Origin of the sequence: Streptomyces sp. NPDC047453 (assembly GCF_040643155.1) — a bacterium.
GTDB lineage: Bacteria > Actinomycetota > Actinomycetes > Streptomycetales > Streptomycetaceae > Streptomyces.
The window spans coordinates 52,976-77,082 of sequence record NZ_JBEYTS010000036.1; the positions used below are offsets into that span (position 1 = coordinate 52,976).

General features: G+C 71.6%; 25 protein-coding genes and 2 pseudogenes. 16 read left to right on the plus strand and 11 right to left on the minus strand.

Annotated elements, in window-relative coordinates:
- Positions 1-81: 81 nt before the first annotated feature.
- The 4 genes from ABZ818_RS26920 to ABZ818_RS26935 form a co-directional block, all read right to left on the minus strand.
- Positions 82-564, minus strand: coding sequence for a hypothetical protein (locus tag ABZ818_RS26920; protein WP_361419692.1), 483 nt, complete (start codon positions 562-564; stop codon positions 82-84).
- Positions 565-626: 62 nt separating this feature from the next.
- Positions 627-1,013, minus strand: a complete 387-nt coding sequence (locus tag ABZ818_RS26925; protein WP_361419695.1) for a hypothetical protein — start codon at positions 1,011-1,013, stop codon at positions 627-629.
- Positions 1,014-1,093: 80 nt separating this feature from the next.
- On the minus strand, positions 1,094-1,459 hold the full coding sequence (locus tag ABZ818_RS26930) for a DsrE family protein (protein ID WP_361419698.1): 366 nt from the start codon (positions 1,457-1,459) through the stop codon (positions 1,094-1,096).
- Between the two features lie 136 nt (positions 1,460-1,595).
- A complete protein-coding gene (locus ABZ818_RS26935) occupies positions 1,596-3,479 on the minus strand; it encodes an ATP-binding cassette domain-containing protein (protein ID WP_361419766.1) in 1,884 nt (627 codons plus the stop codon).
- Positions 3,480-3,878: 399 nt separating this feature from the next.
- On the opposite strand from ABZ818_RS26935, the gene ABZ818_RS26940 reads away from it, so the two are divergent.
- The 4 genes from ABZ818_RS26940 to ABZ818_RS26955 all read left to right on the plus strand — a co-directional run bounded on the left by ABZ818_RS26940 (position 3,879) and on the right by ABZ818_RS26955 (position 7,728).
- Positions 3,879-5,537: an alkaline phosphatase family protein gene (locus tag ABZ818_RS26940; protein ID WP_361419701.1), complete on the plus strand. Its 1,659-nt coding sequence runs from the start codon at positions 3,879-3,881 to the stop codon at positions 5,535-5,537.
- Positions 5,538-5,734: 197 nt separating this feature from the next.
- Entirely contained in the window at positions 5,735-6,268 is a 534-nt protein-coding gene (locus ABZ818_RS26945; RefSeq protein ID WP_361419704.1) for a sigma-70 family RNA polymerase sigma factor, read from the plus strand.
- 25 nt (positions 6,269-6,293) lie between these two features.
- On the plus strand, positions 6,294-7,115 hold the full coding sequence (locus ABZ818_RS26950; protein ID WP_361419707.1) for a zf-HC2 domain-containing protein: 822 nt from the start codon (positions 6,294-6,296) through the stop codon (positions 7,113-7,115).
- A 247-nt stretch (positions 7,116-7,362) separates the two neighbouring features.
- Complete coding sequence (locus ABZ818_RS26955; RefSeq protein ID WP_361419710.1) at positions 7,363-7,728, plus strand: ATP-binding protein; 366 nt, start codon at positions 7,363-7,365, stop codon at positions 7,726-7,728.
- Between the two features lie 68 nt (positions 7,729-7,796).
- Here the strand turns inward: ABZ818_RS26955 and ABZ818_RS26960 are convergent.
- Positions 7,797-8,544, minus strand: a pseudogene (locus tag ABZ818_RS26960) (MgtC/SapB family protein).
- A 203-nt stretch (positions 8,545-8,747) separates the two neighbouring features.
- Here ABZ818_RS26960 and ABZ818_RS26965 point away from each other — a divergent pair.
- Complete coding sequence (locus ABZ818_RS26965) at positions 8,748-9,194, plus strand: VOC family protein (RefSeq protein ID WP_361419713.1); 447 nt, start codon at positions 8,748-8,750, stop codon at positions 9,192-9,194.
- Between the two features lie 228 nt (positions 9,195-9,422).
- On the opposite strand, the gene ABZ818_RS26970 is transcribed toward ABZ818_RS26965, so the two are convergent.
- Positions 9,423-10,343: a LysR substrate-binding domain-containing protein gene (locus ABZ818_RS26970; protein WP_361419716.1), complete on the minus strand. Its 921-nt coding sequence runs from the start codon at positions 10,341-10,343 to the stop codon at positions 9,423-9,425.
- Positions 10,344-10,550: 207 nt separating this feature from the next.
- Between ABZ818_RS26970 and ABZ818_RS26975 the strand changes: the two are divergent.
- The 3 genes and pseudogenes from ABZ818_RS26975 to ABZ818_RS26985 all read left to right on the plus strand — a co-directional run.
- Positions 10,551-11,105: pseudogene (locus ABZ818_RS26975) on the plus strand (pyridoxal-phosphate dependent enzyme); the annotation flags it as partial.
- 163 nt (positions 11,106-11,268) lie between these two features.
- Positions 11,269-11,892: a LysE family translocator gene (locus ABZ818_RS26980; RefSeq protein ID WP_361419719.1), complete on the plus strand. Its 624-nt coding sequence runs from the start codon at positions 11,269-11,271 to the stop codon at positions 11,890-11,892.
- Between the two features lie 103 nt (positions 11,893-11,995).
- Positions 11,996-12,151: a hypothetical protein gene (locus ABZ818_RS26985; protein ID WP_361419721.1), complete on the plus strand. Its 156-nt coding sequence runs from the start codon at positions 11,996-11,998 to the stop codon at positions 12,149-12,151.
- A 120-nt stretch (positions 12,152-12,271) separates the two neighbouring features.
- Here the strand turns inward: ABZ818_RS26985 and ABZ818_RS26990 are convergent, their stop codons facing one another.
- The gene (locus ABZ818_RS26990; protein ID WP_361419724.1) at positions 12,272-13,522 is read right to left on the minus strand and encodes a glycoside hydrolase family 3 N-terminal domain-containing protein; all 1,251 of its coding nucleotides are present in this window, start codon (positions 13,520-13,522) and stop codon (positions 12,272-12,274) included.
- Positions 13,523-13,780: 258 nt separating this feature from the next.
- Positions 13,781-14,308, minus strand: a complete 528-nt coding sequence (locus tag ABZ818_RS26995; RefSeq protein WP_361419727.1) for a transglycosylase SLT domain-containing protein — start codon at positions 14,306-14,308, stop codon at positions 13,781-13,783.
- A gap of 514 nt (positions 14,309-14,822) precedes the next feature.
- Here ABZ818_RS26995 and ABZ818_RS27000 point away from each other — a divergent pair.
- Together ABZ818_RS27000 and ABZ818_RS27005 are read left to right on the plus strand one after the other, a co-directional pair.
- A complete protein-coding gene (locus ABZ818_RS27000; protein WP_361419730.1) occupies positions 14,823-14,951 on the plus strand; it encodes a hypothetical protein in 129 nt (42 codons plus the stop codon).
- A gap of 106 nt (positions 14,952-15,057) precedes the next feature.
- Positions 15,058-16,395 (plus strand): dicarboxylate/amino acid:cation symporter, encoded by a 1,338-nt coding sequence (locus ABZ818_RS27005; RefSeq protein ID WP_361419733.1) that lies wholly within the window; start codon positions 15,058-15,060, stop codon positions 16,393-16,395.
- Between the two features lie 165 nt (positions 16,396-16,560).
- Here ABZ818_RS27005 and ABZ818_RS27010 read toward each other — a convergent pair whose 3' ends face one another.
- Positions 16,561-16,794, minus strand: coding sequence for a hypothetical protein (locus ABZ818_RS27010; protein ID WP_361419736.1), 234 nt, complete (start codon positions 16,792-16,794; stop codon positions 16,561-16,563).
- A gap of 191 nt (positions 16,795-16,985) precedes the next feature.
- Between ABZ818_RS27010 and ABZ818_RS27015 the strand changes: the two genes are divergently transcribed.
- The gene (locus tag ABZ818_RS27015) at positions 16,986-17,498 is read left to right on the plus strand and encodes a GNAT family protein (protein ID WP_361419739.1); all 513 of its coding nucleotides are present in this window, start codon (positions 16,986-16,988) and stop codon (positions 17,496-17,498) included.
- A 24-nt stretch (positions 17,499-17,522) separates the two neighbouring features.
- On the opposite strand, the gene ABZ818_RS27020 is transcribed toward ABZ818_RS27015, so the two are convergent.
- The gene (locus ABZ818_RS27020; protein WP_361419742.1) at positions 17,523-18,041 is read right to left on the minus strand and encodes a GNAT family N-acetyltransferase; all 519 of its coding nucleotides are present in this window, start codon (positions 18,039-18,041) and stop codon (positions 17,523-17,525) included.
- 92 nt (positions 18,042-18,133) lie between these two features.
- Positions 18,134-19,405, minus strand: a complete 1,272-nt coding sequence (locus ABZ818_RS27025) for an MFS transporter (RefSeq protein ID WP_361419745.1) — start codon at positions 19,403-19,405, stop codon at positions 18,134-18,136.
- A gap of 454 nt (positions 19,406-19,859) precedes the next feature.
- Here ABZ818_RS27025 and ABZ818_RS27030 point away from each other — a divergent pair, with 454 nt between their 5' ends.
- From ABZ818_RS27030 to ABZ818_RS27050, 5 genes are all read left to right on the plus strand, one after another.
- Positions 19,860-21,122, plus strand: coding sequence for an MFS transporter (locus ABZ818_RS27030; RefSeq protein WP_361419748.1), 1,263 nt, complete (start codon positions 19,860-19,862; stop codon positions 21,120-21,122).
- 113 nt (positions 21,123-21,235) lie between these two features.
- Positions 21,236-21,904, plus strand: coding sequence for a metalloregulator ArsR/SmtB family transcription factor (locus tag ABZ818_RS27035; protein WP_361419751.1), 669 nt, complete (start codon positions 21,236-21,238; stop codon positions 21,902-21,904).
- A complete protein-coding gene (locus tag ABZ818_RS27040) occupies positions 21,901-23,100 on the plus strand; it encodes a cysteine desulfurase family protein (protein ID WP_361419754.1) in 1,200 nt (399 codons plus the stop codon). The genes ABZ818_RS27035 and ABZ818_RS27040 overlap by 4 nt, the downstream gene beginning before the upstream one ends.
- Positions 23,097-23,399: a sulfurtransferase TusA family protein gene (locus tag ABZ818_RS27045; RefSeq protein WP_361419757.1), complete on the plus strand. Its 303-nt coding sequence runs from the start codon at positions 23,097-23,099 to the stop codon at positions 23,397-23,399. The genes ABZ818_RS27040 and ABZ818_RS27045 overlap by 4 nt, the downstream gene beginning before the upstream one ends.
- Positions 23,400-23,413: 14 nt before the next feature.
- Positions 23,414-24,052, plus strand: coding sequence for an HAD-IA family hydrolase (locus ABZ818_RS27050; RefSeq protein WP_361419760.1), 639 nt, complete (start codon positions 23,414-23,416; stop codon positions 24,050-24,052).
- The last annotated feature ends 55 nt before the right edge of the window (positions 24,053-24,107 follow it).

A 24,107-nucleotide genomic window follows, 5' to 3' on the forward strand; every position in this document is an offset into this window, starting at 1 on the left:
GAAGTGTGCGAAGGAGAGGGGCGTAGAGGGGAGGGAGACTGGAAGGAGAGGGAGACTGGAAGGAGAGGGGAAGGACAGGGCTCAGGCGACGGGCCGCACGGGGCAGGCCGCCTCGGTGGCCAGGCGCCGCAGCGCGGCCTCGGCCAGCAGGACGAGGGCGAGCACCGCGACCGCGGGTTGCAGGGGGGCCCAGTAACTCAGCGCGCCGGAGGCCCCCAGCAGAAGCAGGACCGCCTTGTTGCAGACGGGGCAGCCGACCGCGAGGAAGGACAGCACCGCGCCGGCCGACCCGAGTGAACGCCCGGTCGCGTCGTCACGGCCCGCGACGGGCCCGGTTCGCACATAGGTGGCGAGCACCACGGCCGACAGCACGGCGGTGAGGAGCAGCATCGGGTAGTTCCACCACACCGGCGGCACCGAGCGGGAGAACAGCGGGGTCGGGACGAGGGCGGTGGGCACGCCCAGGACGAGGACCGCCAACGGCGTGGCCGCCGCGACAGCGGCCCAGCGGCGTCGGGGCCAGCAGCGCAGGGCGGCCCACGCCGCACGGGGGGAGCGGGACACGGACAACGGATGACTCTCCGGTCGTACGGGGTGACAGGGACGCGCGGACACGGCGCGCGGGCCTACACCCGTCGTACGGAGAGTTCGGCGAGGTCGGGAGGAGACGGTTCCGGTCCGTGGCGCCGGACGTCCCGGTGTGCGGACGTCCACGCCGCTGCCGTGTCGTCGGCGTACGCCGGCAGGGCACGGGCGAGCAGCGCACCGAACCGCGGGTGCTGTTGCTCCGGCTGCGCCTTCTTCAGGCAGGGCCCGTTTCCCGCGGCGGCGGGCGCGCCGTGACCGGCGTCGTCCAGCGTCTCGGGACACGGTGCCACGTGCGGGTCGGCCGCGGTGGAGGAGGACGCCGCCCGGAACGCGGGCGGGGAGGCGGTCGTGGCGCAGAACAGCGCGGCCAGCAGGACGAGCAGCGCGAGGCCGGCGCCCATGGCACCGTGCCGCCTGCGACGCATCGCCGTTCCTCCACTTCGTCGGTCCCGACACCATAGCCCAGGTACCCCTGGGCGTATCGAAGCAGGGACCAGGCGCGTCATCACAGCGGGACCAGGGCCCACCCCTCGTGCTGACGGAGCGCCAGGTGCCACACGGCGGCCGGTACGACCCCCACGCCGGCCACGAGGGTGTCGGCGGTCAGGCCGCGCCCCGAGAGACTGTTGGCGCAGGCGAGGACCCGCGCCCCGGTCTCCAGCAGCCGGGGGACCTGTTCGCCCGCCTCTTCCCCCAGAACGAGGTCCAGTCCGGCGCCGTGGACGACGACCTCGACCTCGACGGGCCGATCCGCCGCCGCCACCAGGTTCGTCACCGCGCGCACCACGCGGTCCGGTTGAGGAGCCGCCACGACGACACGTACGGGAGCGGGGAAACCGGCCTCGGCTGCCTCGGCGTTCTCGGCTTTCATGGGGTCACCCTCGCACAACGGACGGCACCTCGACCGGGGGCCGCGCGGCGCGGCCCGATCCCACCGGGAACGGGAACCCGCGGCCGCGCACAGGGCTGACCGCGGGCGGGCCGTGCCGCCGTCGTGCCGGCTGGTGTCAGCGGTCCTGGGACAGGCGCAGCAGGTCCGCGAAGACGCCGTTCGCCTGCACGAGTTCGTCGTACGGGCCCTGCTCGGTGATGCGGCCCTCCTCCATGACCACGACGTGGTCGGCGATCCTGGTGTTCTCCAGGCGGTGCGTGACGACGATGGTGATGCGTTCGCCGGCGATGGCCTTGATCTTCCCGAAGATGCCGTGCTCGCCCCGCGGGTCCATCTGCGAGGTCGGTTCGTCCAGGATCAGCAGCGGTGTCTGCCGGTACAGCGCCCGTCCGCAGACCAGGCGCTGCCACTGGCCGCCGGACAGTTCGGCACCGCCCCACAGCTCCTTGGCGAGGAGGGTGTCGAGCTGCTGGGGCAGTTTTTCGACCGCCTCCCGCATGCCAACGGCCTCGACCGCTTCCCAGACCGGTCCGTCGTCGTGGGTGCGGGGCTGGCCGAGGGTGATGTTCTCGCGGGTGCGCAGGGGCCAGCAGGCGAAGTTCTGGGGGACGAGGGCGGTGCGCCGCCATACGGCGTCGGGGTCGGCGTCGGCGAGGTCGGTGCCGTCCCACAGGACGCGGCCCTTGTCCGCGAGGAGGATGCCGGTGATGAGCTTGGCCAGGGTGGACTTGCCGGAGCCGTTCTCGCCGACGACGGCGAGGATCTGGCCGCGGCGCAGGGTGAGCGACACTCCGTTGACGGCCGGTTCGTCCTTGCCCGGGTACCGGTAGACGACTTCGTCGAGCCGGATCTCGTCCACGCGTTCGGGGATGGTCAGTTCACCGCGCCTGGGGGCGCGTTCGCGGGCCATGTCGAGGAAGGACCGCATGTCGGCGAGGTAGAGCGAGGTGTGGAACATGGCGGCGCCGTTGACGACGAACTGCGAGAGCGCGGCCAGCGTGGTCTGCACGGCGACCACGGCGGTGGCCGCGACCGGGAGGGCGACACGGCCGGTGGTGGCCAGCCAGGCGAGGGTGGTCCAGGTGCCGAGCAGGAACACGCCGCCCAGGGCGCTGGTCGCCAACACGATGCGCAGCATGCGGGGCGCGGCGGTGAGGGTGCGCTGGTCGATGCGGTCGGACAGGGCGCGGTACCAGTAGACCAGGTAGCCGGTCATGCCGTTGGCGCGGACCTCGTCCCCGAAGCGCGAGTAGGTGGCCCACCAGCGCATCATGGAGCGCACGTTGCGGTCGCCGACGTTGAGGTAGTGGGTCTCGTAGTCGACGCGCGCCGACAGTACGGCGCCGACGCCGGCCGGGACGACGGCCAGCAGGAGCAGCGGCAGCATCAGCGGGTGCAGGGCGGTGATGACACCGCTCGCCGCGATCATGCGGATCAGGGCGGCCGTGAACCGCTGGCTGTCCTGCACCATGAACCGGGTCCGGGTGACACCGACCTCGGCGGCCTCCTGCCGGTCGGCGAAGCCGTTCTCGCCGTACGCCGACGCCTCGACCCGGCACACGGCGGCGACGAGCGCGATGTCCGCCTCGGTCATCAGCAGCGGTGTGATCCGCCCGTCGGCGTAGGAGGACAGGGCGCTGCTGATCCGGCCGAGGCCCGCGGCGGCCATCACCACGATCAGCGCGGGCAGCGCGCCGTGCAGGCGTTCGGACACGGCGCCCGTGCCGAGGATGTGGGTCATGGCCCGCGCGGTGAACGCGAGGACGAGCGCGGCCGTGGCGCCCGTGAGGAGCTGGCAGGCCAGGAGGAGCACGACGCCGGTCCTGTCGACGGACCAGGCCATGCGTGCGGTGTGCCCGAGCACGGCGGGAAGCCGGCGGCACATGGCGCCGAAACCGGCCTCCGCCAGCGGGTTCCTGCCGTGCTTGCCCTCGAAGGTGATCGTGGCCGGCGGTGGCGGGGGAGGTGTCTTCCCGTTCGCGGTCGAGGCGTCAGTCACCGTCACCTGCATCCCTCCTTGGGGCTCGCACCGTGCCTGGATGGCTCGGCAGTGCCCGGTACAACGAGGTGCCGGGAGATTCGAACACGCTCGATTCCGGACGCGGTGGGCCCCTTGCGGAGCAAGGGCTCGCTCGCGCGGTCGCCGCAGTGGCGCCGCCGCCGAGCGGTGGCAGGGTGGCCGAAACGCCGATGCCCGAGACGCCTGGGACACGTGGGTTTTCCCAGGGCACGGCCCCGTCCGTCATCGCCGGCCGACCCGCACACCCACGGCTGGGCGCGTCCCCTGCCGAAGGACGCATCGACCCGTTACCTTTCTCCGCGCCGGCCGCCCCGCGCTGACCGAGGCGTGCCCGGGCCGGCCCCTGACATGCCGTCGACCACCGCTGGAGAGAGCCACATGGGACGCAGCACTCGACCCCGGCCGCCCGCCGGACGCCGGCTGTCCGCTGCCGCGGCCGGTACGACGGCGGCCCTGGTCCTGGCCCTGATGCCCTCGGCGGTCTCGTGTGCCGCACCGGCGCGGCAGGCCGCGCCGCACACGCTGCCCGGCGGCTACAAGCACCTGGTGGTGATCTACGAGGAGAACCACTCCTTCGACAACCTCTACGGCAGTTGGGGGCCGGTCGGCGGCCGGCAGGTCGAGGGCCTGGCCCAGGCCACCGCCCGGCAGCGCACACAACGCGCCCAGGACGGCACGCCGTATCGCTGCCTGCGCCAGAACGACGTGAACCTGACCAGCCCACCCCTGCCGTCGACCTGCCGCGACGCCGCCCACGGGGTCGAGGCGAGCGCGTTCGCCAACGGGCCGTTCACCGTCGACGACCACATCGGGCCGCAGGACCACACCTGCCCCGCGCCCGGAGTCCGTGCGGACGACGGGGTGGTCAAGGACTCCCCGGGTGCCCTGCCCGGCGGCTGCACCCGGGACCTGGTGCACCGCTTCTACCAGAACCGGTACGCCATCGACGGCGGCCGGCAGGACCGCTACGTCACCGCCTCCGACGCGGTCGGCCTCACGATGGGCCACTACGACACCACGTCACTGCCGGTCCACCGCTACCTGCACACCCCCGGCGCCCCGCGCTACGTCCTGGCCGACCACTTCTTCCAGGGCGCGTTCGGCGGCTCCTTCCTCAACCACCAGTACCTGATCGCCGCGCGGGCGCCGCAGGACACCAGCGCCGGAGCGTCCGGCGCGAAGAACACGGTCCTCGACGGCAACGGCATGCCCGCCTCCTACCCGCTGTACAAGGCGACCGGCCCGGTGGCGGACGGCGCCCTGACCACCGCCTGCCCGGACGGCGACCCGGCCGACTACGCGCACGCCTGCGGCAACCTGGCCGTCAACACGGTGCAGCCGTCCAGCGCACCGCACGGCAGCGGCCCCCGGATCCCGCTGATCGACGACGCGAAGTACCCCAACATCGGCGACCGGCTCACCGCCGCCGGCATCTCCTGGAACTGGTACTCCGGGGGCTGGCACGACGCGGAGGCCGGGCACCCCGGACCACTCTTCCAGTACCACCACCAGCCGTTCGCCTACTTCGCCGACTACGCCCCCGGCACCCCGGGCCGCGGCCACCTGCGCGACGAGACGGAGTTCCTGCGCGCGGCCAGGACCGGCACGCTGCCGGCCGTCAGCTTCGTCAAGCCCTACGGCGCCGAGAACGAGCACCCCGGCTACGCCAGCGAGGCGGACGGCAGCGACCACCTCGTCGACCTGCTCAAGGCGGTGACGGAGGGCCCGCAGGCCGGCAACACGCTCGTGGTCGTCACCTACGACGAGTTCGGCGGCCAGTGGGACCATCTGCCGCCCCCCGGACCGGGCTCGCCCACGCGCGGCGCCCATGACGCCTGGGGCCCGGGCACCCGCGTCCCCGCACTGATCATCTCCCGCTCGCTGCCGCGCTCGGCCGTCGACCACACCGTCTACGACACCACCTCCATCATCGCCACCGTCGAACGCAGCTACGGACTCAAGCCCGTCGCCACCCGCGACGCGGTCGTCAACGACCTGTCCCCGGCCGTGGCCGCAGGTGGCCGCGGAACCCCGTAGCCGTAGCCTGTCAGGCGGCGAGGAGCAGCAGGGTGCCGGTTTCGGCCGGCTGCGCCACTTCTTCGTGGCCGGCGGCGGCCTGCTGGGTGCGACACGACAAAAGGGAGTATCTGCGCGATGATCGGCATATGCCATGGACTCACCGAAAACGTGGTCCAACGGCCGATCCGGATCGCTCCGCACACCGTGTCCCTGGTATGGGGACCGCTTCGACCACGGACGAGGAACTGCTCCGCACCCTGTACGCCGAGCATGCGGGCCCCCTGTTCCACTACGCGCTGCGACTGACCTCAGGAGACCGGCAGTGGGCCGAGGACGTCGTGCAGGAGACGCTGCTGCGCGCGTGGCAGCACCCCGCCGCGTTCGAACCGGCTCGCGGTCCGGCGCGCGCATGGCTGTGCACGGTCGCCCGGCACGTGGTCATCGACGGCCACCGCGCCCGCAAGGCCAGGCCGCCCGAGGTGGACGGCGAGGCCCTGGAGCAGGCCGCCGAGCACACACGGGGCGAGGACCAGATCGAGCAGGCACTGCAGAGCTGGGCCGTGGCCGACGCCCTGCGGACGCTGTCCCCGGACCACCGCGCCGTACTGCTGGAGACGTACTACCGGGGCCGGACCATGGCGGAAGCCGCGGATGTCCTGGGCATCCCGCTGGGCACCGTGAAGTCGCGGACCTACTACGCCCTGCACGCCCTCAGGCTCGCGCTGCGGGAGCGGGGGATCGAGCCATGACGGCGGCGTGGAGGAGGTGTCGACCATGAGCGCGGACCACGACGCCCTCCGGCTGGCGCTGGGCGGATACGTCCTGGGCACGCTGTCCCCGGCGGAGAGCGAGGAGGTGCGGGCCCACCTCGCGGCGTGCGACGAGTGCCGGCACGAGCACGCGGAGCTGGCGGGACTGCCGGCCCTGCTCGCGACGGTCACCGAAGCCGAAGCCGGAGCTGCTGCCGCCGACGTCGAAGCCGAAGTCGCGGGTCGGGGGATGCCCGCCGTCGGCGGGGACCTCGCCGACCGGCTGGTGCGGCGGGCAGCCGAGACCGCGTCGGACGCTCCTCCGGCACGCTCCGACGTGCCTGCCGCCCCTCAGGCGGCCGGAGCGAGCCTCCTCGACCGGATGCTCCACCAGGCCGCGGCCAGGCGCCGCAGGACCTGGCGGCTCCAGTGGGCCGGAGCCGCCGCCTCCCTGGCGCTCATCGCGGCGTCGATCGGCGGCACATGGCTCGCGGTCAGCGGATCCGTGGTCAGTGAGGCGACGCCGCCCGGACCGACCGCGCAGGCGCCGTCACGCACCTTCTCCGGACGCGACCCCGTCACCGGTGTCACCGCCTCGGTGAAGGTCTCGCCCTCGGCGTGGGGCAGTGTCCTCCAGGTCTCCGCCGGAGGGGCGCCCGCGGGCGTCATCTGCCGGTTGCAGGCGATCGGGCCCGGCGGGGCCAGGGCGGACGCCGCCACCTGGCGGGCGGGCCAGTACCCTCCGGGCACCACGATTCCAGGAGCGGTCCCGCTCTCACCGGGAGCCATCCAGCACTTCGAGATCGTCACGGGCGACGGTCAGAAGCTGGTCACGATGCGAGCGTAGGCGCGCGACAGCCCGCACCCGCAGAAATATGGCAAAAGATGCAATCAGTCCCGAACCGCGTGGTACCCGCTCTCCGTGCAACTGGATGAGGGACCAACTCGGGTATCGCCGAAGCGATTCCATCCGATTCCCGGGCCACCCCTCGGATTCCGGCCTCCGCACCCCACAGAAGAGCCACAAGACCATGTTTGTGACCGATCCCGCCTGTCCGAGCCCACTACTGCTCTCGCACTGCCGTCACCAGGCCATGCTCACTCTCCCCGCCCAGGAGGCGCACGTCTCGGCCGCCCGCCACTTCGCGGCGGATCTGCTGGACTGCTGGCGCGTCCCCCGGAGCGAGCGGGACTCCGCCGTCCTCATCGTCGACGAACTCGCCGCGAACGCCGCCCAGTACGGCCGCGAGCACATGACGCTGCTGCTCCTCCTCGACCACGGCACCCTGCACATCGTCGTCAGCGACTCCGGAACCGCCGTGGAGCACCACCACCGCGAGACGGCCCCGGACGAACACGGCCGCGGCACCGGCATCGTCCGCTACCTCGCGGAGTCGACCGAGGTCCACCACACACGCGGCGGCCGTGAGGTCCGCGCCTGCCTGCGATGCCGGGTGTGACGGAATCCCGTACCCGCCCGGTCACGGTGGGGGCGCGGACGGGGCGCGGACGGGGCGCGGGTACCCGCCTATTCCTCGTCGCCCGTCGTCATCTCCACGTCGATCACCCCGTCGTCCTGGAAGAGCTCGGACGCCAGTTGCGCGGGATCCTCGGTGCCTTCCAGCTCCAGCAGCACCTTCGCGGCGTCGTCGGCGCGGCCGGGCAGCCGCTCGACTCTGACCTGGAGGATGCGGAAGCCCCGACGTGTGCAGACCTGCATCAGGCGCGGCAGCCGCGCCGTGCCCGTACGGTAGGCCAGACGCGCCTCGAAGATGGTGGTGGACGTGCCGGGCATCAGGCGGGTGGACAACAGGAGCGGATATCCGCGGACGACCAGGAAGTGCACGATGGTGGTCGCCGTCGCGAGGATGGGCAGTCCGCCACCGCAGGCCATGCCGACCGCAGGCCATGCCGACCGCACAGGTCAGCCAGACCGTCGCCGCGGTGGTCAGGCCCCGTACCGCGTCCCGGCGCACGAAGATCAGTCCGCCGCCGATGAACCCGATGCCCGAGACGAGCTGCGCCGCCACCCGGGACGGGTCGAACGAGACGTTCTCCAGCCCCAGGACATTGGTGAACCCGTGCTGCGAGACCTCCATCATCAAGGCGCTGGAGATACCGACCAGCGTGTGCGTCCGCAGGCCCGCGCTCTTCTGCTTGGCCTCCCGCTCCCAGCCGATCAGGCTCGACAACAGCAGCGCCAGCCCCAGCTCGGACAGCTGCCGCACGCCCTGCCCGTTGCTCAAGTCCCACAGCGACGCCGCCTGCCCGTTCACGCGCACCTCCCGACCCGTACGTACTCCATCAAGCCGACATCTACCCCCAACGTGGCACAACACGATCAGTGCTGCCGGGAGTTCACGCATCGGTTCCGGCCAAAGGGGCAACCAACGGGCCGTCGCGCCCTGTACCGGGTCGCCCCGTCGCGGGCGATAGCGTTGCGCCCGGACGGCAATTCACGCGGCGTATGGGGTGATTGATGAAGCAGCAGTTGAACCTGGTGACCTTGGGCGTGGAGGACTTGGCAGTCAGCCGCCGGTTCTACAGCGAAGGCCTGGGCTGGACGCCTCTGCTCGATCTGGACGAGATCGTCTTCTACCAGGTCGGCTGGGGGCTGGCCCTGGGGCTCTTCTCCCTGGCCGACCTGGGCGCCGACACCGGGCAGGCGGCAGTGGCCGGCACCCCCTTCACCCTCGCGCAGAACCTCGATTCGCCCGCCGACGTGGACGCGGCCGTGGAGCGGGCCCGTGCGGCGGGGGCGACGGTCCTCAAGGAACCGCAACGCGCGGCGTTCGGCGGCTACCACGGCTACTTCGCCGACCCCGACGGCCACCGCTGGGAGGTGTGCCACAACCCCGGCTGGTCGGTCGCGGACGACGGCATCGTGACACTGACGCCTGTCGAGACGCCCGACGCGGAGGACTGACGCGGCCGGGTGCCGTTCGGCCCGGGAGGACGTCGGGAACCAGACCGACGGCGACGGAGAGTCCACCCGGCCGGGTCAACAAATGGTTCTCCGGGAAGTACGCGCACAAAACCCTGAAGGCCGACTACAACGTGCCGCAGGAAGCACGCCTCGATTTCACCAGGGCCGTCATCGAGGTCGACGGCTTCGCGCAGCCCCTCTCGAAATGAGTTCGAGCGCTGTGCCGCCCTATGCCCGGCCGGAGTGGAGGGCGACCGCACGCAGGAGGGCGTCGCGGCACGCGAGGACGGCGGGGTGACGGCTGCGGCCGCGGCGTACGACGGTGGAGATGCGGCGCGCGCGCTGACCGCGGGGGAGCTGCCGCAGAGCGACCGTAGGGGAGTGCCCGTACCAGACCAGGTCGGGAAGGAAGGCGGCCGCGTGCTTCTGCTCGACGAGGCGGAGGTGGAGCAGCAGGTCGGTGGTCTCGAACCGTACGTCGGGTTCGAAGCCGGCGTTGCGGCACAGGGTCATGGCCCAGTGCCGTGCGGCCGTGCCTTCGGGTTCCATCACCCAGGGGTGCCCATGGAGCGAGCGCAGCGCCGCCATGGGACTGTCGGTGTCCGGGCTGTCGGCCGGTTCGGGCAGTGCGAGGTGCAGAGGGTCGTCGAGCAGGTCCTCCTGTTCGAGTTCGGAAGACCGCGGATTGGGGTTGCCCGGGTATTCCTCGGCGAGGACCAGGTCGAAGTCTCGGGCCAGCAGGGCGGGTAGGGCCCTTTCGGGCCCCACGTGCGTGACGTGGACGCGCAGTTGCGGGTGGAGGTCGCGCAACAGGCCGAGCGCGGTGGGGACCAGAGCCAGGGCGGCCGTCTGGAACGAGGCGATGCGCAGGGTTCCGGTCAGATCGGACAGCGAGGTGGCGATCTCCGCCTCGGCGCGCTCCAGGCGTTCGAGGACCGCTTCGGTGTGGGCGACGAGGATCTCGGCCTGCACGGTCAGCCGCACCCGCCGGCCGGCCGGTTCCAGCAAGGGAACGCCGACTTCGGCCTCCAGCTGTGAGAGTTGCTGGGAGACGGAGGAGGGGGCGTAGGACAATGCGGCGGCGACAGCGGCCAGGGTGCCGCGGTGCTTGAGCTCACGCAGCAGTCGCAGCCGGTGCAGATCGAACATCGCCGGAGGCCCTCCTCGTCGTCGCGGAGCGACCCGCTGAACCATCGGTATCTCCGACGACTATAGGTCGAAAACATTCGCTGGACCGATCATAGGAGGGCATCGGACCCTGAACGTGTGTCTGACAACGCCTCCCGCCGCCGTACTCCGCCGTGGTCCGTGCGACCCCGGGCCCGCACCTGGCGGTGTGGGCCCGCACCCGCCGAGGTGCGGGATTTCCATACCGCGCTGCCCGGCTACTCACCCACTCCACTGACCGAACTCCCCTCACTCGCATCCGAGTCGGGCGTCGGTCGGGTCTTCGTCAAGGACGAGTCGTGCCGTTTGGGCCTGCCCGCGTTCAAGGCGCTGGGCGCGACCTGGGCGGTCCACCGGACCCTTGCCGAGCGGGCCGCGAGCAGCGGGGAGGCGGGACCGGTCGTGCTGGTGACCGCCACCGACGGCAACCACGGCCGGGCGGTGGCCCGCACGGCACGCCTGCTCGGGCAGCACGCCCACGTCTTCGTGCCGCGGGGAGTGCATCCGCAGGCCGTGGCGGCCATAACCGCCGAGAAGGCGGAGGTGACCGAGGTCCCGGGGTCCTACGACGAGGCCGTGCGCCGGGCCGCCGAGGCGGCCGCCGCGCCGGACGCGGTCCTGGTCCAGGACACCGCCTGGCCCGGCTACGAACGGATCCCCGGGTGGATCGTCGAGGGCTACTCGACCCTCTGCGCGGAGATCGACGAGCAACTGGCGGCCGAAGGGGCCGTCGACGGCCCCGACCGTTCGCCCACGCCGTCAGCACCGACGCGACCTCGGTGGTCGTGCTGCTGAGCACCGAGGGCCGGGACGCCAACCCGCACTCCGTCGCCGACCACTGAACGCGCCCTGCCGGAAGGACCCCCGTGTTGCCCACCCCTGTCAGTCCGATCAGGAGGAGACCGGCGTGCTGACCCACTTCGCGGCCGCGCTCGGTGTCCTCGGCCTGCTGACCGTCGCGCCCGGCCCGGACATGGCGGTGGTCACCCGGCGCGCCCTGGCGGCCGGGCCCGGGGACGCGCTGCGCACCGTGGGCGGGATCGTGACCGGGCTGCTGCTCTGGGGCGCGCTGAGCGTGGCCGGACTCGCGGCCGTGCTCGCCGCCTCACCCACGGCCTACCTGGTCGTCAAGCTCCTCGGCGCCGGGTACCTGGTCTTCCTGGGCGCGCAGGCGCTGTGGCAGAACCGCCGCAGCGCCTCGCGGACCGCCCTCCAGGGCACCGGCTCCCCCGCCGTCGGGAGCCCGTGGCGGACCGGCCTGGTCAGCAACGCCCTCAATCCGAAGATCGCCGTCTTCTACTCCGGACTGCTCCCCACCCTGGCCCCGCCGCAGCTGCCCGCCGCCTGGGCCATGACGCTGCTGGTCCTCCTCCATGCCACCCTGAGCCTCACCTGGCTGGGCGGCTATGCTCTTCTGCTGTCCAGGGCCGGGCTCGTCCTCGAAAGGCCGGGGACCCGCCGCATGCTGGGGCGGACCACGGGCGTCGTGCTGATCGGTCTCGGTCTCGTGGTCGCGACCACGGCCGGCTGACCCCGCGCCCCCGTTCCCAGGCGCAACCGAAAGTTAAACCCACGGTCACCTGCGGTCGGTTCGCGCGACGTCGCGGTACCGGACAAAGGTAAGTGACCCAAACATGCACAAGAAGGGCGGCACCCCCGTGCCACACCTGTTGACTTCGCTCCTCACGCAGGTGGCGGTCGCCGTGATCGAGGCGCTCGTCATCCGTCTGCTCGTCCAGCTCTGGAACGCCTTCGCCCGCAGCGGCCGCCCGATGGCAGCCGCTGCTTGAGGAATCTCAGGCGTATCCCGAGTCCCCGACCCGAGCACCCCGAGCACCCTGAGCACCTGATCGCGCACTCCGAGCGCCTGACCGCAGGCGGGACCTCAGTGGCACTCGCAGGCAGGACCCTCAGTGGCAGTCGAGCAGTCCCGCGGACTGCTTGGCGGCCAGGATCCGACGCACACTGTCGTCGACCTTGGCTCGGAAGGACGTGTCCTGCCGCATCCGGGCCTCGATGGCCTGCGTCATCGCGGGCACGGTGCTCGGCCGCACCGTGAGGATCATGTTTCCGCCCGCCGCGATGAAGTTCACGGCACGCTGGGCGGGGCTGAAGGACCGCACCGCGACCGCGTTCCCGATGTCGTCCGAGATCACCACGCCCTTGAAGCCGAGCTTGCCGCGCAGCAGCTGACCGATGACCGTCGGTGAGAAGGCCGCCAGGTGCTTGGGGTCGATCTTGGTGTAAGTGGCCGACGAGACCATCACGAAGGGGGAGCCGGACCGTATCCCGGCCCGGAAGGGCTCGAGGCTGGAGCTGCTCGCGGTCGTCACCGAGTCCACCACGTTGGCCGTGGTGTCGGTGTTGCCGATCACCTGGCCCAGCCCGGGAAAGTGCTTGAGCGTGGTCATCACACCCGACTGCGCGAAGCCCGCGGCGAAGGCGCCGGAGTGGGAGGTCACGGTCTCCGGGGTGTGGCCGTACTCCCGCTTGAAGGACCCGATGGGCATGTTGCGGGTGCCCAGGGCGGCCGGCACCACGTCGGCGACCGGCGCCAGGTTGAGGTCGACCCCGGCGGCCTTCAGCTGCTTGGCCCATCCGGCGGCCTGGCTGCGCAGCGTCGCGGTCGGCCAGCTGCCCTGGGTCAGGCCGTTGGGTATGGCCGAGAAGCCGGGGCCGTTCAGTACCTGTACCTGGCCGCCCTCCTGGTCGGTGGAGATCAGCAGGCCGACGCGGCGGTCGCCGACCTGGTCCGCCTGGCCCCGGAAGCCGTCGACCGTCTTCCTGGTCGCCGCCGTGCCGGCGGTGCTGCGGCCGGTCAGCATGATGGCGCCCACGTGGTTGTCGCGCAGGGTGCGCAGCTGGGCCTGATCGGGGTGGGCCGCGGAGATCCCGCCCATGAGGAGCTGCCCGACCCGCTGAGCGGTGGTCATTCCGGAGAAGTAGCGGTCGGTGCAGGTGGCGGCCTGTGTCGGCGAGGGCGTGCTCGCCGCGGCGGGGGGTGCGTCGCTGGTGGTGGGAGAGCGGGGCGAGTCGCCTGTTCGTCCGGGCGTGACCGACGCACCGCAGCCGGTGGCGGCCAGCGCCAGGGTGACCAGCGGTGCCGCGCAGCGCAGGGCTGTGGAACGGCGGCTCCTGATCTGCCGGACACGTGATGTCATGAGTTCGTCTCCTGGCCTGTACGGGTGCGGTGGCCTCCCCACAGCCGCCTGTCTCGCGGCTGTTTCCTCGTGGCGAGCCGCGCTCGCCGCGACCATCACACCGTACTTTATTGGGCATTTGTCCGCCCCTTCGGTGACTACGCAGGGTGCCGACGCCTCCAGCGACGGAAAGGGCCGGTGCCGGCAGCGGTTGTCGCTGCCGGCACCGGCCCTGTCGTGCGCGTGTGCGTGCGCTGGATCAGTACCGCGTGGGCGGGATCAGTACGCGGAGTTGACCCTGTCGATGGAACCGTACCGGTGGGCCGCGTAGTTGGCCGCCGCGGTGATGTTGGCCACCGGGTCGGTGAGGCTGTGGGCCGTGCCGGCGACGTGGTAGGCGTTGAACGTGGGGGAGATGACCTGGAGGAGGCCCTTGGAGGGCGTGCCCTTGCGGGCGTTGACGTCCCAGTTGTTCTGGGCGTTGGGGTTGCCCCCGGACTCGCGCATGATGTTGCGGTGCAGGCCCTCGTAGCTACCGGGGATGCCCTTGGCCTTCATGATGGCCAGGGACTGCTTGATCCAGCCGTCGAGGTTGTTGCTGTAGCCGGTCTTGCCGCTGTAGGCGGTGTGGCTGTCGGTGGAGCGGGCCGCGGCCACGGAGGAGGCGTGCACCTGGGTCGCTTCGGCAGCCTGTGCGGGCGACGGCATCAGGGTCAGGGCGGCGGCAGCGGCGCCGGTCGTGGCGATGCCGGTGAGGGTGAGGGTGCGCAGGCGGGCGAAGCGGTTGGTGCGAGTGGCCGTGGTCATACGGAAGTAACCCTCCAGTGGGGGACGTCGTCAGGGGTGCCACCGCAATCGATTGCGGCGGCGTGGGGGCGGGCCCCGCGCTGCGCGGGCCGGAGCGGGAGGAGCCGGCGGAGTTCGCCGGGCCGTCCGTCCCGTGGCTCGGAGCAACGACAGCAATGTTTAGCCGTCGGCCGGACGGGGCGCAATGATGTGACGTACTACCCGACTACGTAGTAAATGCCCGAAATGTTCCACAGTGAGGCTTTCTTTGCTGCTTGGGGCGACATGCTCGCTACGATCGGGCATAGGACGTGATCTGGCTCCTATGGGTGGCGTCACATCCGCAGGCCTCTCGAGGCCGTTGCCGGGGCCCCGGCGGCGCAGAAACAGACCGGATGTCGGCGCTTCGGCAGGAGGGCATCCCTGCAGGAGCCGGCTCCCCGCAGGGAGGGGGTCCCCGCAAGACAGGAAAAGGGCACCCTCGATCCAAAGGGTCCCTTTGAGGTTCTCAAAGTAGAAGTGTTAACGTTTTACCGTGAAGACAGCAGCCGCGTACCGCGCAGACGCCTCCTACGGCGTCTGCCGTGCCGTCATGGGCGTACCGCTCGTGGCGCGCCTGCATGTCGATCTCTGCCGCTGCGTGTCCGCGGCTTGTCGCGCCTGACCGCGAACTCATCGATGCGGCGGCGCTGTTGACGTCTCTTCTGGGCGCCGCTCCTGTAAGTCCCCGCTCAAACCCATTTTCCGCGCGTCCCTACTGGAGTGTGTCCGTGTCCGCGAACACCGCTGATCCGAAGCCCGCGAACTCCGGCTTCCGGATACCCGTCCCCTTCTGGGCCCAAGTCCTGCTCGGTCTCGTCGTCGGCCTGATCCTCGGCTTCGTCGCCCGCACCTACGACGTGTCGTGGCTCGCCACCACCCTCGACAAGGTGGGCGGCATCTTCGTGCAGCTTCTGAAGCTGGCCGTGGCACCGCTGGTCTTCTTCGCGATCATGGTGTCGATCACCAACCTGCGGAAGGTCAACAACGCGGCCCGCCTGGCCGGCCGCACCCTCCTCTGGTTCATGATCACCTCGTTGATCGCGGTCGTCATCGGCCTCGTCATCGGGCTGGTCTCCAACCCGGGTTCCGGCTCCGCCCTCACCCCGGCCGACGGCGGCAAGCCGGACCACGCCGGCAGCTGGCTCGACTTCCTCACCGGCATCATCCCGACCGACGTCATCACGCCGTTCACCGAGCTCAACGTGCTTCAGATCGTCTTCATGGCGGTCGTCGCCGGTATCGCGATCCTCAAGATCGGCCCGAAGGCCCAGCCGGTCCTCACGCTCTCCGAGTCCATCCTGGAGCTGCTCCAGAAGGCCCTCTGGTGGGTGATCCTGCTCGCCCCGATCGGCTCCGCGGGCCTCATCGGCCGCGCCATCGTGCAGTACGGCTGGAACCTGCTCGGCAACTACGCGACCTTCACCGCCGACATCTACATCGGCTGCGCCCTGGTCCTGTTCGGCGTCTACCCGCTGCTGCTCGCCTTCGTCGGGAAGCTGAACCCGATCCAGTTCTTCAAGGGCGCCTGGCCCGCCATCCAGTTGGCGTTCGTCTCCCGCTCCTCGGTCGGCACCATGCCGGTCACCCAGCAGTCGGCGATCCGCCTCGGCGTCCCGAAGGACTACGCCTCCTTCGCCGTGCCGTTCGGCGCGACGACCAAGATGGACGGCTGCGCGGCCATCTACCCGGCCATCTCCGCGATTTTCGTGGCGCAGATCTTCGATGTGCAGCTCGGCATCAAGGAGTACCTGCTCATCGCCTTCGTCTCGGTGATCGGCTCGGCGGCCACCGCCGGTCTGACGGGCGCGACCGTCATGCTGACGCTCACCCTGTCCACTCTCGGCCTGCCGATGGAGGGCGTGGGCCTGCTCCTCGCCATCGACCCGATCCTGGACATGATGCGCACGGCGACCAACGTCGCGGGTCAGGCGCTCGTCCCGGTGCTCGTCTCGGCCCGTGAGAAGATCCTGGACCACTCGAAGTACGACAACGCCTCGGCCTCCCCGGCCGACCACGCGGAGAGCCTCTACGACGACCCGAAGCTGGCCGCCCCGGTGTCCGTCTGACGCCCCGCCTCATTCCGGGTTCACAACATCCTCCGCCCTGACGGCTGTTGGCCGGCAGGGCGGAGGTGCGTTCCGAGGGCGGGAACCGCGCGCGATGACGGGCGCCGGGGAGTGGCGCAGCCGGCACGGATGTCGGCCGAATGTCCCCGGCGCCCGGCACGGCGGCTACTTCTTGTGGCAGCCCCACTTGCCGTGGACCTTCGTGTAGTGCTTACCCTTCGGGCACCTCTTGTGGCGCGGCGTCTTGGTGGGGTCCGATGCGGACGCGTGGTGGCTGTCGGACACCTTGGCGTTCGCCGGCACCGCGAAGGCGGTTCCTGTAGAGGCCACGGCTGCTCCGCTGGCGAGCATGCCTGCGGCGACGCTGGCGGTCAGAGCGCGCATGATCCTGCTTCGCATGATCGACTGCCTTTCTGTAGTCGGCGTCACTGCCTCTCAGATCGATTCTTGGCACCGCCCCCCGCAGCCCGCATCTCGATCACGGGCGGGCTCGCGCCGGCGATCGCAACTGTCGGCCCGCACATCGGCCTTGGGACGCCGCGAGAATGCGAACACACCGCGCGTGGCCGACTCCCGTAAAGTTTCCGGTCATGACCGAGCTGCGCGGCGCCTTTGTCGTCCTCCGACCCACGGCCCGCGAGGACGTCCCCGCCCTGGCCGAGATACGGGCCACACCGGAAGTACGCGCACGGTGGAGGGGCGGGGACGACCTCGCGGCGGACATCGCGGCCGATCTGGAGGACCCTCACACCCGGTGCCTGACCGTCGACTTCCGGGAGCGGCCCATCGGCATGATCCAGTGGCATGCCGAGCAGGAGCCGGACTACCGGCACGCCGGCATCGACATCTTCCTCGATCCCGCGCTGCATGGCAGGGGCCTGGGCACCGACGCCGTACGGACCCTGGCCTGTCATCTCGTCGACACCCACGGCTACCACCGCCTCGTCATCGACCCGGCGGCCGACAACACCGTGGCGATCCGCTGCTACACCAAGGCCGGATTCCGGCCCGTAGGCATCATGCGGCAGTACGAGCGCGGCACGGACGGCACCTGGCACGACGGCCTTCTGATGGACCTCCTGGCCGACGAACTGGTGCGCTGAAGCCCGTGACGCAGCGTGCCGAAGTCATCGGCTGACGCTCAGGCACCATCGGCGCTCGCCTTCGTGCCATGCGTCGGTGGGTGCGAGTCCGGCCGCGGTGGCGACGGCAGCGGATGCCCGATGGGCGGGGTGGATGTGGGCGACGACGGTCCGCACCTGCCGGCGGCCAAGCCAGTCGACGAGTGCCCGGGCGGCCTCGCCGGCGATGCCTCGTCCCTGCCACGGGGTCCCCACCACCCAGGCGATCTCGGCGACGGTCCCGTGGTCGGAGGGGGCGACCGTCGCCTGGACCGTGCCCGTCAGGCAGGACTCCTCCCGGAGCCGGATCACCCAGTTCAGCCAGGAGACGGCCGGATCGGGAGAGCCGGCCGTCATGCGCTCGTAACGCGAGCGCAGGGCTCGCGGGGTGTCCGGCGTGCCGCCGATGAAGGTGTGCAGGGCCGGATCGGACAGCACCGCGGCCATCTCCTCGGCGTGCTCGACGTGCAGCGGCAGCAGGTCGAGCCGCCTGGTGCTGATGGCGTGGGCCGCGAGGGTGCTCATGCCCGCAACTCAACCATGCGGGCGTCGGCTTCGGCTGCCGGGGAGGCGGTTGGGCGGGACGCGTACCTTTCCGGGACGCGGTGTGCGGAGGGTCAGTGGGCGGGGCGGTCGGTGATCCAGCGGGCGGCGAGCAGGCCGGAGGCGGCGGTGAGGGCCGCGGCCGCGATGACGGTGGCGTTCAGGCCGAGGGCGTCGGCGAGGACACCGGCGACGAGGGCTCCGGCGGCGTAGCCGACGTCGCGCCAGAACCGGTAGGTCCCCAGCGCGTTGGCCCGCCAGGTGGGGTGGGCGTGGTCGGAGACGGAGGCGATCAGGGCGGGGTAGACCATGGCGGTGCCGAGGCCGAGGAAGACGGCGGAGACGATGCCGGCGAGCCGGGGACGCGGGATCAGGGCGAGGGCGAGAACGAAGCCTGCGGCCTGGACCAGCATGCCGGTGAGGATGAGGGGTTTGCGGCCGACGCGGTCGGCGTAGTGGTCGGTGGCGATCTGCCCGAAGCCCCACAGCAGCGGATACAGGCCCTTGATCAGGCCGACGGCGGCGAGACCGAGGCCGTGGTCGGTGAACAGCAGGGGGAAGACGCCCCAGGTGAGGCCGTCGTTGAGGTTGTTGATCAGGCCTGCCTGGCTGGCGCCGCGCAGGGAGCGGTGGCGCCAGGAGGTGCGGGCGAAAGCCTGTGCGAGGCCGGTGTTCCGCTCCGCGGGCACAAGCGCGGGGTGCTGGGAGAGTTCGAGGGCGACATGCGCGGCGGTGTCGCGGACGACGACGGACAGGGCCAGGCCGGCCACGACGAAGACGACGCCGATCAGCTCGGGGGCGGGGCGCAGGCCGTAGGACGTGGCGAGGTAGCCGGTGAGCAGGGCGGTGGCGCCGACGGCGGCGTACCCGGCGGCTTCGTTCAGACCGGTGGCGAGGCCCCGGCGGGCGGGGCCCACGAGGTCGATCTTCATGTTCACGGTCATCGACCAGGTCAGGCCCTGGTTGACGCCGAGCAGGATGTTCGCGGCGACGATCCAGCCCCACGAGGGTGCCCAGGCGAGGGCGAAGGGCACGGGGATCCCGATGAGCCAGCCCGCCACCAGCAGTTGCTTGCGGCGGAATCGCGCGGTGAGCGCCCCGGCGGCGAGGTTCGTGAACGCCTTGGTCATGCCGAAGGCGATGATGAAGGACAACACGGCCAGGTCGCTGGTGAGATGGAAGACCCCGGTGCCGATGAGCGGCACCGTCGTGCGCTCCAGCCCGACCAGGCCGCCCACACAGGTGTTCACGACGACGAGCAGGGTGAACTGAAGCCAGTTCTCCCGCAGGCCCAGCCGTACCGGCGCGGGGGCCGCCGAAGCCTCGACGGTGGGAGGGGTGGTCATCGGTCGCTCTCCTGTGTGCCTTGCGTGAGGTGCCCGCCGGTGGCGGCGGCATGGTCGGCGGGCCCAATGTCGAGGACGGTCAGGCCGATGCGGCCGTCCAGGACGAGGTGCGAGGGGAGTGCATGTGGTTGCGCGCACCGCCGTCACCTACGATATTCCATGGATTTATGGAAGAGTGCCGTCGGGGTCCTCGCTGAGGGGCGCACATCCGTCTCCGGGCGGTATGAAGCCTGATCGGAGCGGTTGCCGTGGAGACGTGCGACCGTCCCGTCCGCCGCCACAAGGAGAAACATGACCGAGAACCGTGCCCGGGGTCCGTTGACGGCCTGGACCCCGCCGACCTGATGGGCCGACCGCGCCCAGGCACTCGAGGCTTGACCACGCCTGGCCGCCCCGCCCGCACCCCATCCCACCGGGTGGCGGGAACTGTCCGCCACCGAAAGGAGCCCCACCCGTGACGAGCACCGCAGCTTCGTCCACTCTCGCCGCCGGCCCCGACGTGCAGCGCCGCATCCTGAAAGTCCTCGTCGCCTCCCAGGTCCTCAGCGGGGCGGGGCTCGCGGCGGGCATCACCGTCGGAGCCCTGCTGGCCCAGGACATGCTCGGCACCACGGGTCTGGCCGGACTGCCCAGCGCCCTGTTCACCGCGGGCAGCGCGCTCGCCGCGATAGGCGTCGGCCGTGTATCCCAGGCCCGGGGCCGCCGCCCGGGCCTGGCCGCCGGATACCTCACCGGCGCGGTCGGCAGTGCCGGCGTCCTCGCCGCCGCGGGCCTCGGCAGCCCCATCCTGCTGTTCATCGCGCTGTTCGTCTACGGTGCCGGGACCGCCACCAACCTCCAGGCCCGCTACGCCGGAGCCGACCTCGCCGCCCCCACCCACCGTGCCCGCGCCGTGTCCACCGTCCTGGTCGCCACCACCCTCGGCGGCGTCGTCGGCCCCAACCTCGCCGCCCCCACCGGCGACCTCGCCGCCGCCCTCGGCATCCCCCGCCTGGCCGGGCCCTTCCTTCTCGCCGGGGCCGCGTACGCGGCGGCGGCCGTCGTCCTGGCCCTGTGGCTGCGCCCCGACCCCCTCCTGCTGGCCCGCACCCTCGCCGAAGCGGAGCAGGCCCCCGCCGCGCGGCCGGTGCAGGCCGGCCCGGCCGCCGAGGAGGCGCCGGCGAAGCCGCGCGGCGGCGTCGTGCTCGGGGCCCTGGTCATGATCCTCACCCAGCTCGTCATGGTCGCGGTGATGACCATGACCCCGGTCCACATGCACGACCACGGCCACGGAACCGCCGCCTCCGGCCTGGTCATCGCCATCCACGTCGGCGCGATGTACCTGCCCTCGCCACTGACAGGCCGCCTCGTCGACCGCTACGGCCGCAGCGCGCTCGCCGCCGCCTCCGGGGTCACCCTCCTCGCCGCGGGCCTGGTCGCCGCCGTCGTCCCCGGCGACTCCGTCGCCCTGCTGGCGCTCGCCCTGGCGCTGCTCGGCCTCGGCTGGAACTTCGGCCTGGTCTCGGGGACCGCGATCATCACCGACGCGGTGCCGCTGGCGACCCGCGCCAAGACCCAGGGCATGGTCGACGTCTCCATCGCCATCGCGGGCGCCACCGGCGGACTGGCCTCCGGCATCGTCGTCGACCTCGCCGGCTATCCCGTCCTCGCCCTGACCGGTGGTGTCCTCGCCCTATCCGTCCTTCCGGCCATCGCCGTCACCGCCCACAGCCGGTGAACCGGTGAAGAGGACGGCACGGCCGCCCGTGCGGCGAACGCCACGACCCCCAGCTGTCCGGCGGCAGCTCGGGTACCATATTCCATAGAATTTTGGAGGAAGGGGAGGAGATCATGGCGGAGACGGCCACGAAGGCGCGGCTCTACGACGCGTTCGCGGCCAGCGGCAAGGCGCTGGCCAGCGGGAAGCGGCTGGAACTGCTCGACCTCCTCGCCCAGGGCGAGCGCACGGTCGACGCGCTCGCGAAGGCGGCGGGACTGAACCTGACGACCGCCTCCGCGCACCTCCAGACCCTCAAGCAGGCCGGGTTCGTCAGCACCCGGCGTGAGGGCGTACGCATCCACTACCGGCTCGCCGGGGACGACGTCGCCGAGTTGTTCGCCCTGCTGCGCAAGGTCGCCGAGACCCATCAGGCCGGCGTTCCGGCCGCCCGCGACGCCTACCTCGGCGACAGTGGCGGCCGCACGGTCACCCGGGACGAGTTGCGGACCCGCGCGGAATCCGGGCAGGTGGTGCTCCTGGACGTGCGCCCGGTCGAGGAGTACCGGGCCGGGCACATTCCCGGCGCCGTCTCCATCCCCGTCGAGGAACTGGCCGACCGCGTCGGTGAGCTGCCCGAGGACGCCGAGGTCGTCGTCTACTGCCGCGGCGAATACTGCGTCCTCGCCCACGACGCCGTCCGCCTCCTCACCGAGAACGGACGCCGAGCCATCCGCCTCAACGACGGCATGCTCGAATGGCGCCTGGCGGAGCTGCCCGTGGACGCGGGAGCCGGCGCATGACCCACCGTCCGCCGCCGCACCCGGGCCTGACCGGCGGACCGGTCTACCTCGACTACAACGCCACCACACCCGTCGACCCGCGCGTCGTGGAAGCGATGCTGCCCCACCTGACCGGTCACTTCGGCAACCCCTCCAGCACCCACCCCTACGGCAGCGAACCCCGCCGGGCCCTCACGGCGGCGCGCACCCGGGTCGCCGAGCTGATCGGTGCCCGGCCGGGCGAGATCGTCTTCACCGCCTCCGGCTCCGAGGCCGACCTGCTCGCCCTGCGCGGAGCCACCCTGGCCGCCACCCGGACTCGCCCCCACGTCATCACCCAGGCCACCGAACATCCCGCGATCCTCGCCACCTGCCAGGCCCTCGAACGCCTCCACGACGCACGGATCACGGTGCTGCCCGTCGACCGCGAGGGCCTGGTCGACCCGGCCGCGCTCACCGCCGCGCTCGACGAGGACACCGTGCTGGTCTCGGTCATGGTCGCCAACAACGAGACCGGCGCCCTCCAGCCGGTGAGGGAACTGGCCGACGCCGCCCACCGCGCCGGAGCGCTGTTCCACTGCGACGCCGCTCAGGCCGCCGGGAAAATCCCGCTGGACGTACGGGAGTTGGGCGCCGACCTGCTCACCGTCGTCGGGCACAAGATGTACGCGCCCAAGGGTGCGGCCGCCCTGTTCGTGCGCGACGGCGTGCGACTGGAGCCGGTCGTCCACGGCGGCGGCCAGGAACGCGGGCTGCGCGCCGGCACCGAGAACGTCGCCCTCGCCGTCGCCCTGGGCGCGGCCGCGCACCTCGCCGCCGACGACCTGGCCGACGGTGCGCACGAGCGGATCAGAGACCTCCGCGACGAACTGCACCACCGACTCGTGGACGCCCTGCCCGGACGGGTCCGGCTCAACGGGCCCGCCGGACAGCGGCTGCCGAACACGCTGAACATCAGCATCGACGGCGTACCGGGACACCGCGTCCTGGACGGCGCACCCCGGATCGCAGCCTCCACCGGCTCCGCGTGCCACAGCGGCACCCACACTCCCTCGCCGGTCCTCACCGCCATGGGCACCGATCCCGTGCGGGCCCTGGAAGCCGTCCGGCTCTCCCTCGGCCGCTGGACCACCCGGGACGAGATCGCGGCAGCCGCGACCGCGATCGCCGCTGCGGTCACCGACGCGACGAACGCCTCCGCGGCAGGCACCCGGTGACCGCCGCCGCCGGCGAGGCGGACATCACGGTCGACGGCACCGGACTCCTGTGCGTCACCCTCCTGCTCAGACTCCGCGCCGCCATCGACGGCGCCGCCCCCGGCACCCACGTACACGTCATCGCCACCGACCCCGCCGCCCCGCTCGACCTCCCCGCCTGGTGCCACATGACCGGCCACCACTACCTCGGCCCCGTCCCCCACACCACCGACCCCCCGGTCTACGCCCTCCGCCTGACCACCAACGCCCGCCCCACCCACCCCAACGCCCCCTGGCACATCACCGAACCGACCCCCTAACAGGGGGAGTTCATGTGAACCCGACCTGCGTCATTCTCGACATCGGCGGCGTGCTGGAGTGCACGCCGGCCACGGGATGGGCGCAACGGTGGGAAGAACGGCTGGAGTTGCCACTGGGTACCGTGACAGAGCGGATGCGCGACGTGTGGGCCGCCGGAAGCGTCGGGGGCGTCGGCGAACGAGAGGTGCGCGAGGAAGTGGCAGCGCGCTTGCGTCTCGACGCGTCCCAGGTCGAAGCCTTCATGGCCGACCTCTGGCACGAGTACCTGGGGACACCGAACGAGGAACTCATCTCCTACGTACGGGCGCTGCGCGGGCGATGCAGGCTCGGCATCCTGAGCAACGGTTTCGTCGGTGCCCGGGAGCGGGAGACGGAGATGTACCGCTTCGACGAACTGGTCGAGCAGATCGTCTACTCGCACGAGATCGGTGTCGGCAAACCCGACGCGCGGGCCTTTGAGGCCGCATGCGAGAGCCTGGATGTATCGCCGCGGAACTGTCTCTTCGTCGACGATGCGGCGGCCAACGTCGAGGCCGCCCGGGCGGTGGGCATGCAGGCGCATCTGTTCGAGGACAACGCCCGGACGATCGCACGCATCGCGGCTCATCTGGACGCCGGGCCCTCGGTTCCAGGGCGTTCCTCCCACGGATGACGTCGGCCCGGGCGGGCCGCGGGCGGGCCGGGGCGCCCGGCGCGAGGCCGCGGGC

Coding starts and splice junctions, on each gene's coding strand:
- ABZ818_RS26965 (WP_361419713.1), top strand. CDS start 8,748: ATGAAGCAGCAGTTGAACCTGGTGACCTTGGGCGTGGAGGACTTGGCA.
- ABZ818_RS26955 (WP_361419710.1), top strand. CDS start 7,363: ATGCTCACTCTCCCCGCCCAGGAGGCGCACGTCTCGGCCGCCCGCCAC.
- ABZ818_RS27015 (WP_361419739.1), top strand. CDS start 16,986: ATGACCGAGCTGCGCGGCGCCTTTGTCGTCCTCCGACCCACGGCCCGC.
- ABZ818_RS27025 (WP_361419745.1), bottom strand. CDS start 19,405: ATGACCACCCCTCCCACCGTCGAGGCTTCGGCGGCCCCCGCGCCGGTA.
- ABZ818_RS27035 (WP_361419751.1), top strand. CDS start 21,236: ATGGCGGAGACGGCCACGAAGGCGCGGCTCTACGACGCGTTCGCGGCC.
- ABZ818_RS27020 (WP_361419742.1), bottom strand. CDS start 18,041: ATGAGCACCCTCGCGGCCCACGCCATCAGCACCAGGCGGCTCGACCTG.
- ABZ818_RS26930 (WP_361419698.1), bottom strand. CDS start 1,459: ATGAAAGCCGAGAACGCCGAGGCAGCCGAGGCCGGTTTCCCCGCTCCC.
- ABZ818_RS26925 (WP_361419695.1), bottom strand. CDS start 1,013: ATGCGTCGCAGGCGGCACGGTGCCATGGGCGCCGGCCTCGCGCTGCTC.
- ABZ818_RS26990 (WP_361419724.1), bottom strand. CDS start 13,522: ATGACATCACGTGTCCGGCAGATCAGGAGCCGCCGTTCCACAGCCCTG.
- ABZ818_RS26950 (WP_361419707.1), top strand. CDS start 6,294: ATGAGCGCGGACCACGACGCCCTCCGGCTGGCGCTGGGCGGATACGTC.
- ABZ818_RS26945 (WP_361419704.1), top strand. CDS start 5,735: ATGGGGACCGCTTCGACCACGGACGAGGAACTGCTCCGCACCCTGTAC.
- ABZ818_RS27040 (WP_361419754.1), top strand. CDS start 21,901: ATGACCCACCGTCCGCCGCCGCACCCGGGCCTGACCGGCGGACCGGTC.
- ABZ818_RS27010 (WP_361419736.1), bottom strand. CDS start 16,794: ATGCGAAGCAGGATCATGCGCGCTCTGACCGCCAGCGTCGCCGCAGGC.
- ABZ818_RS26940 (WP_361419701.1), top strand. CDS start 3,879: ATGGGACGCAGCACTCGACCCCGGCCGCCCGCCGGACGCCGGCTGTCC.
- ABZ818_RS26970 (WP_361419716.1), bottom strand. CDS start 10,343: ATGTTCGATCTGCACCGGCTGCGACTGCTGCGTGAGCTCAAGCACCGC.
- ABZ818_RS26995 (WP_361419727.1), bottom strand. CDS start 14,308: ATGACCACGGCCACTCGCACCAACCGCTTCGCCCGCCTGCGCACCCTC.
- ABZ818_RS26985 (WP_361419721.1), top strand. CDS start 11,996: ATGCACAAGAAGGGCGGCACCCCCGTGCCACACCTGTTGACTTCGCTC.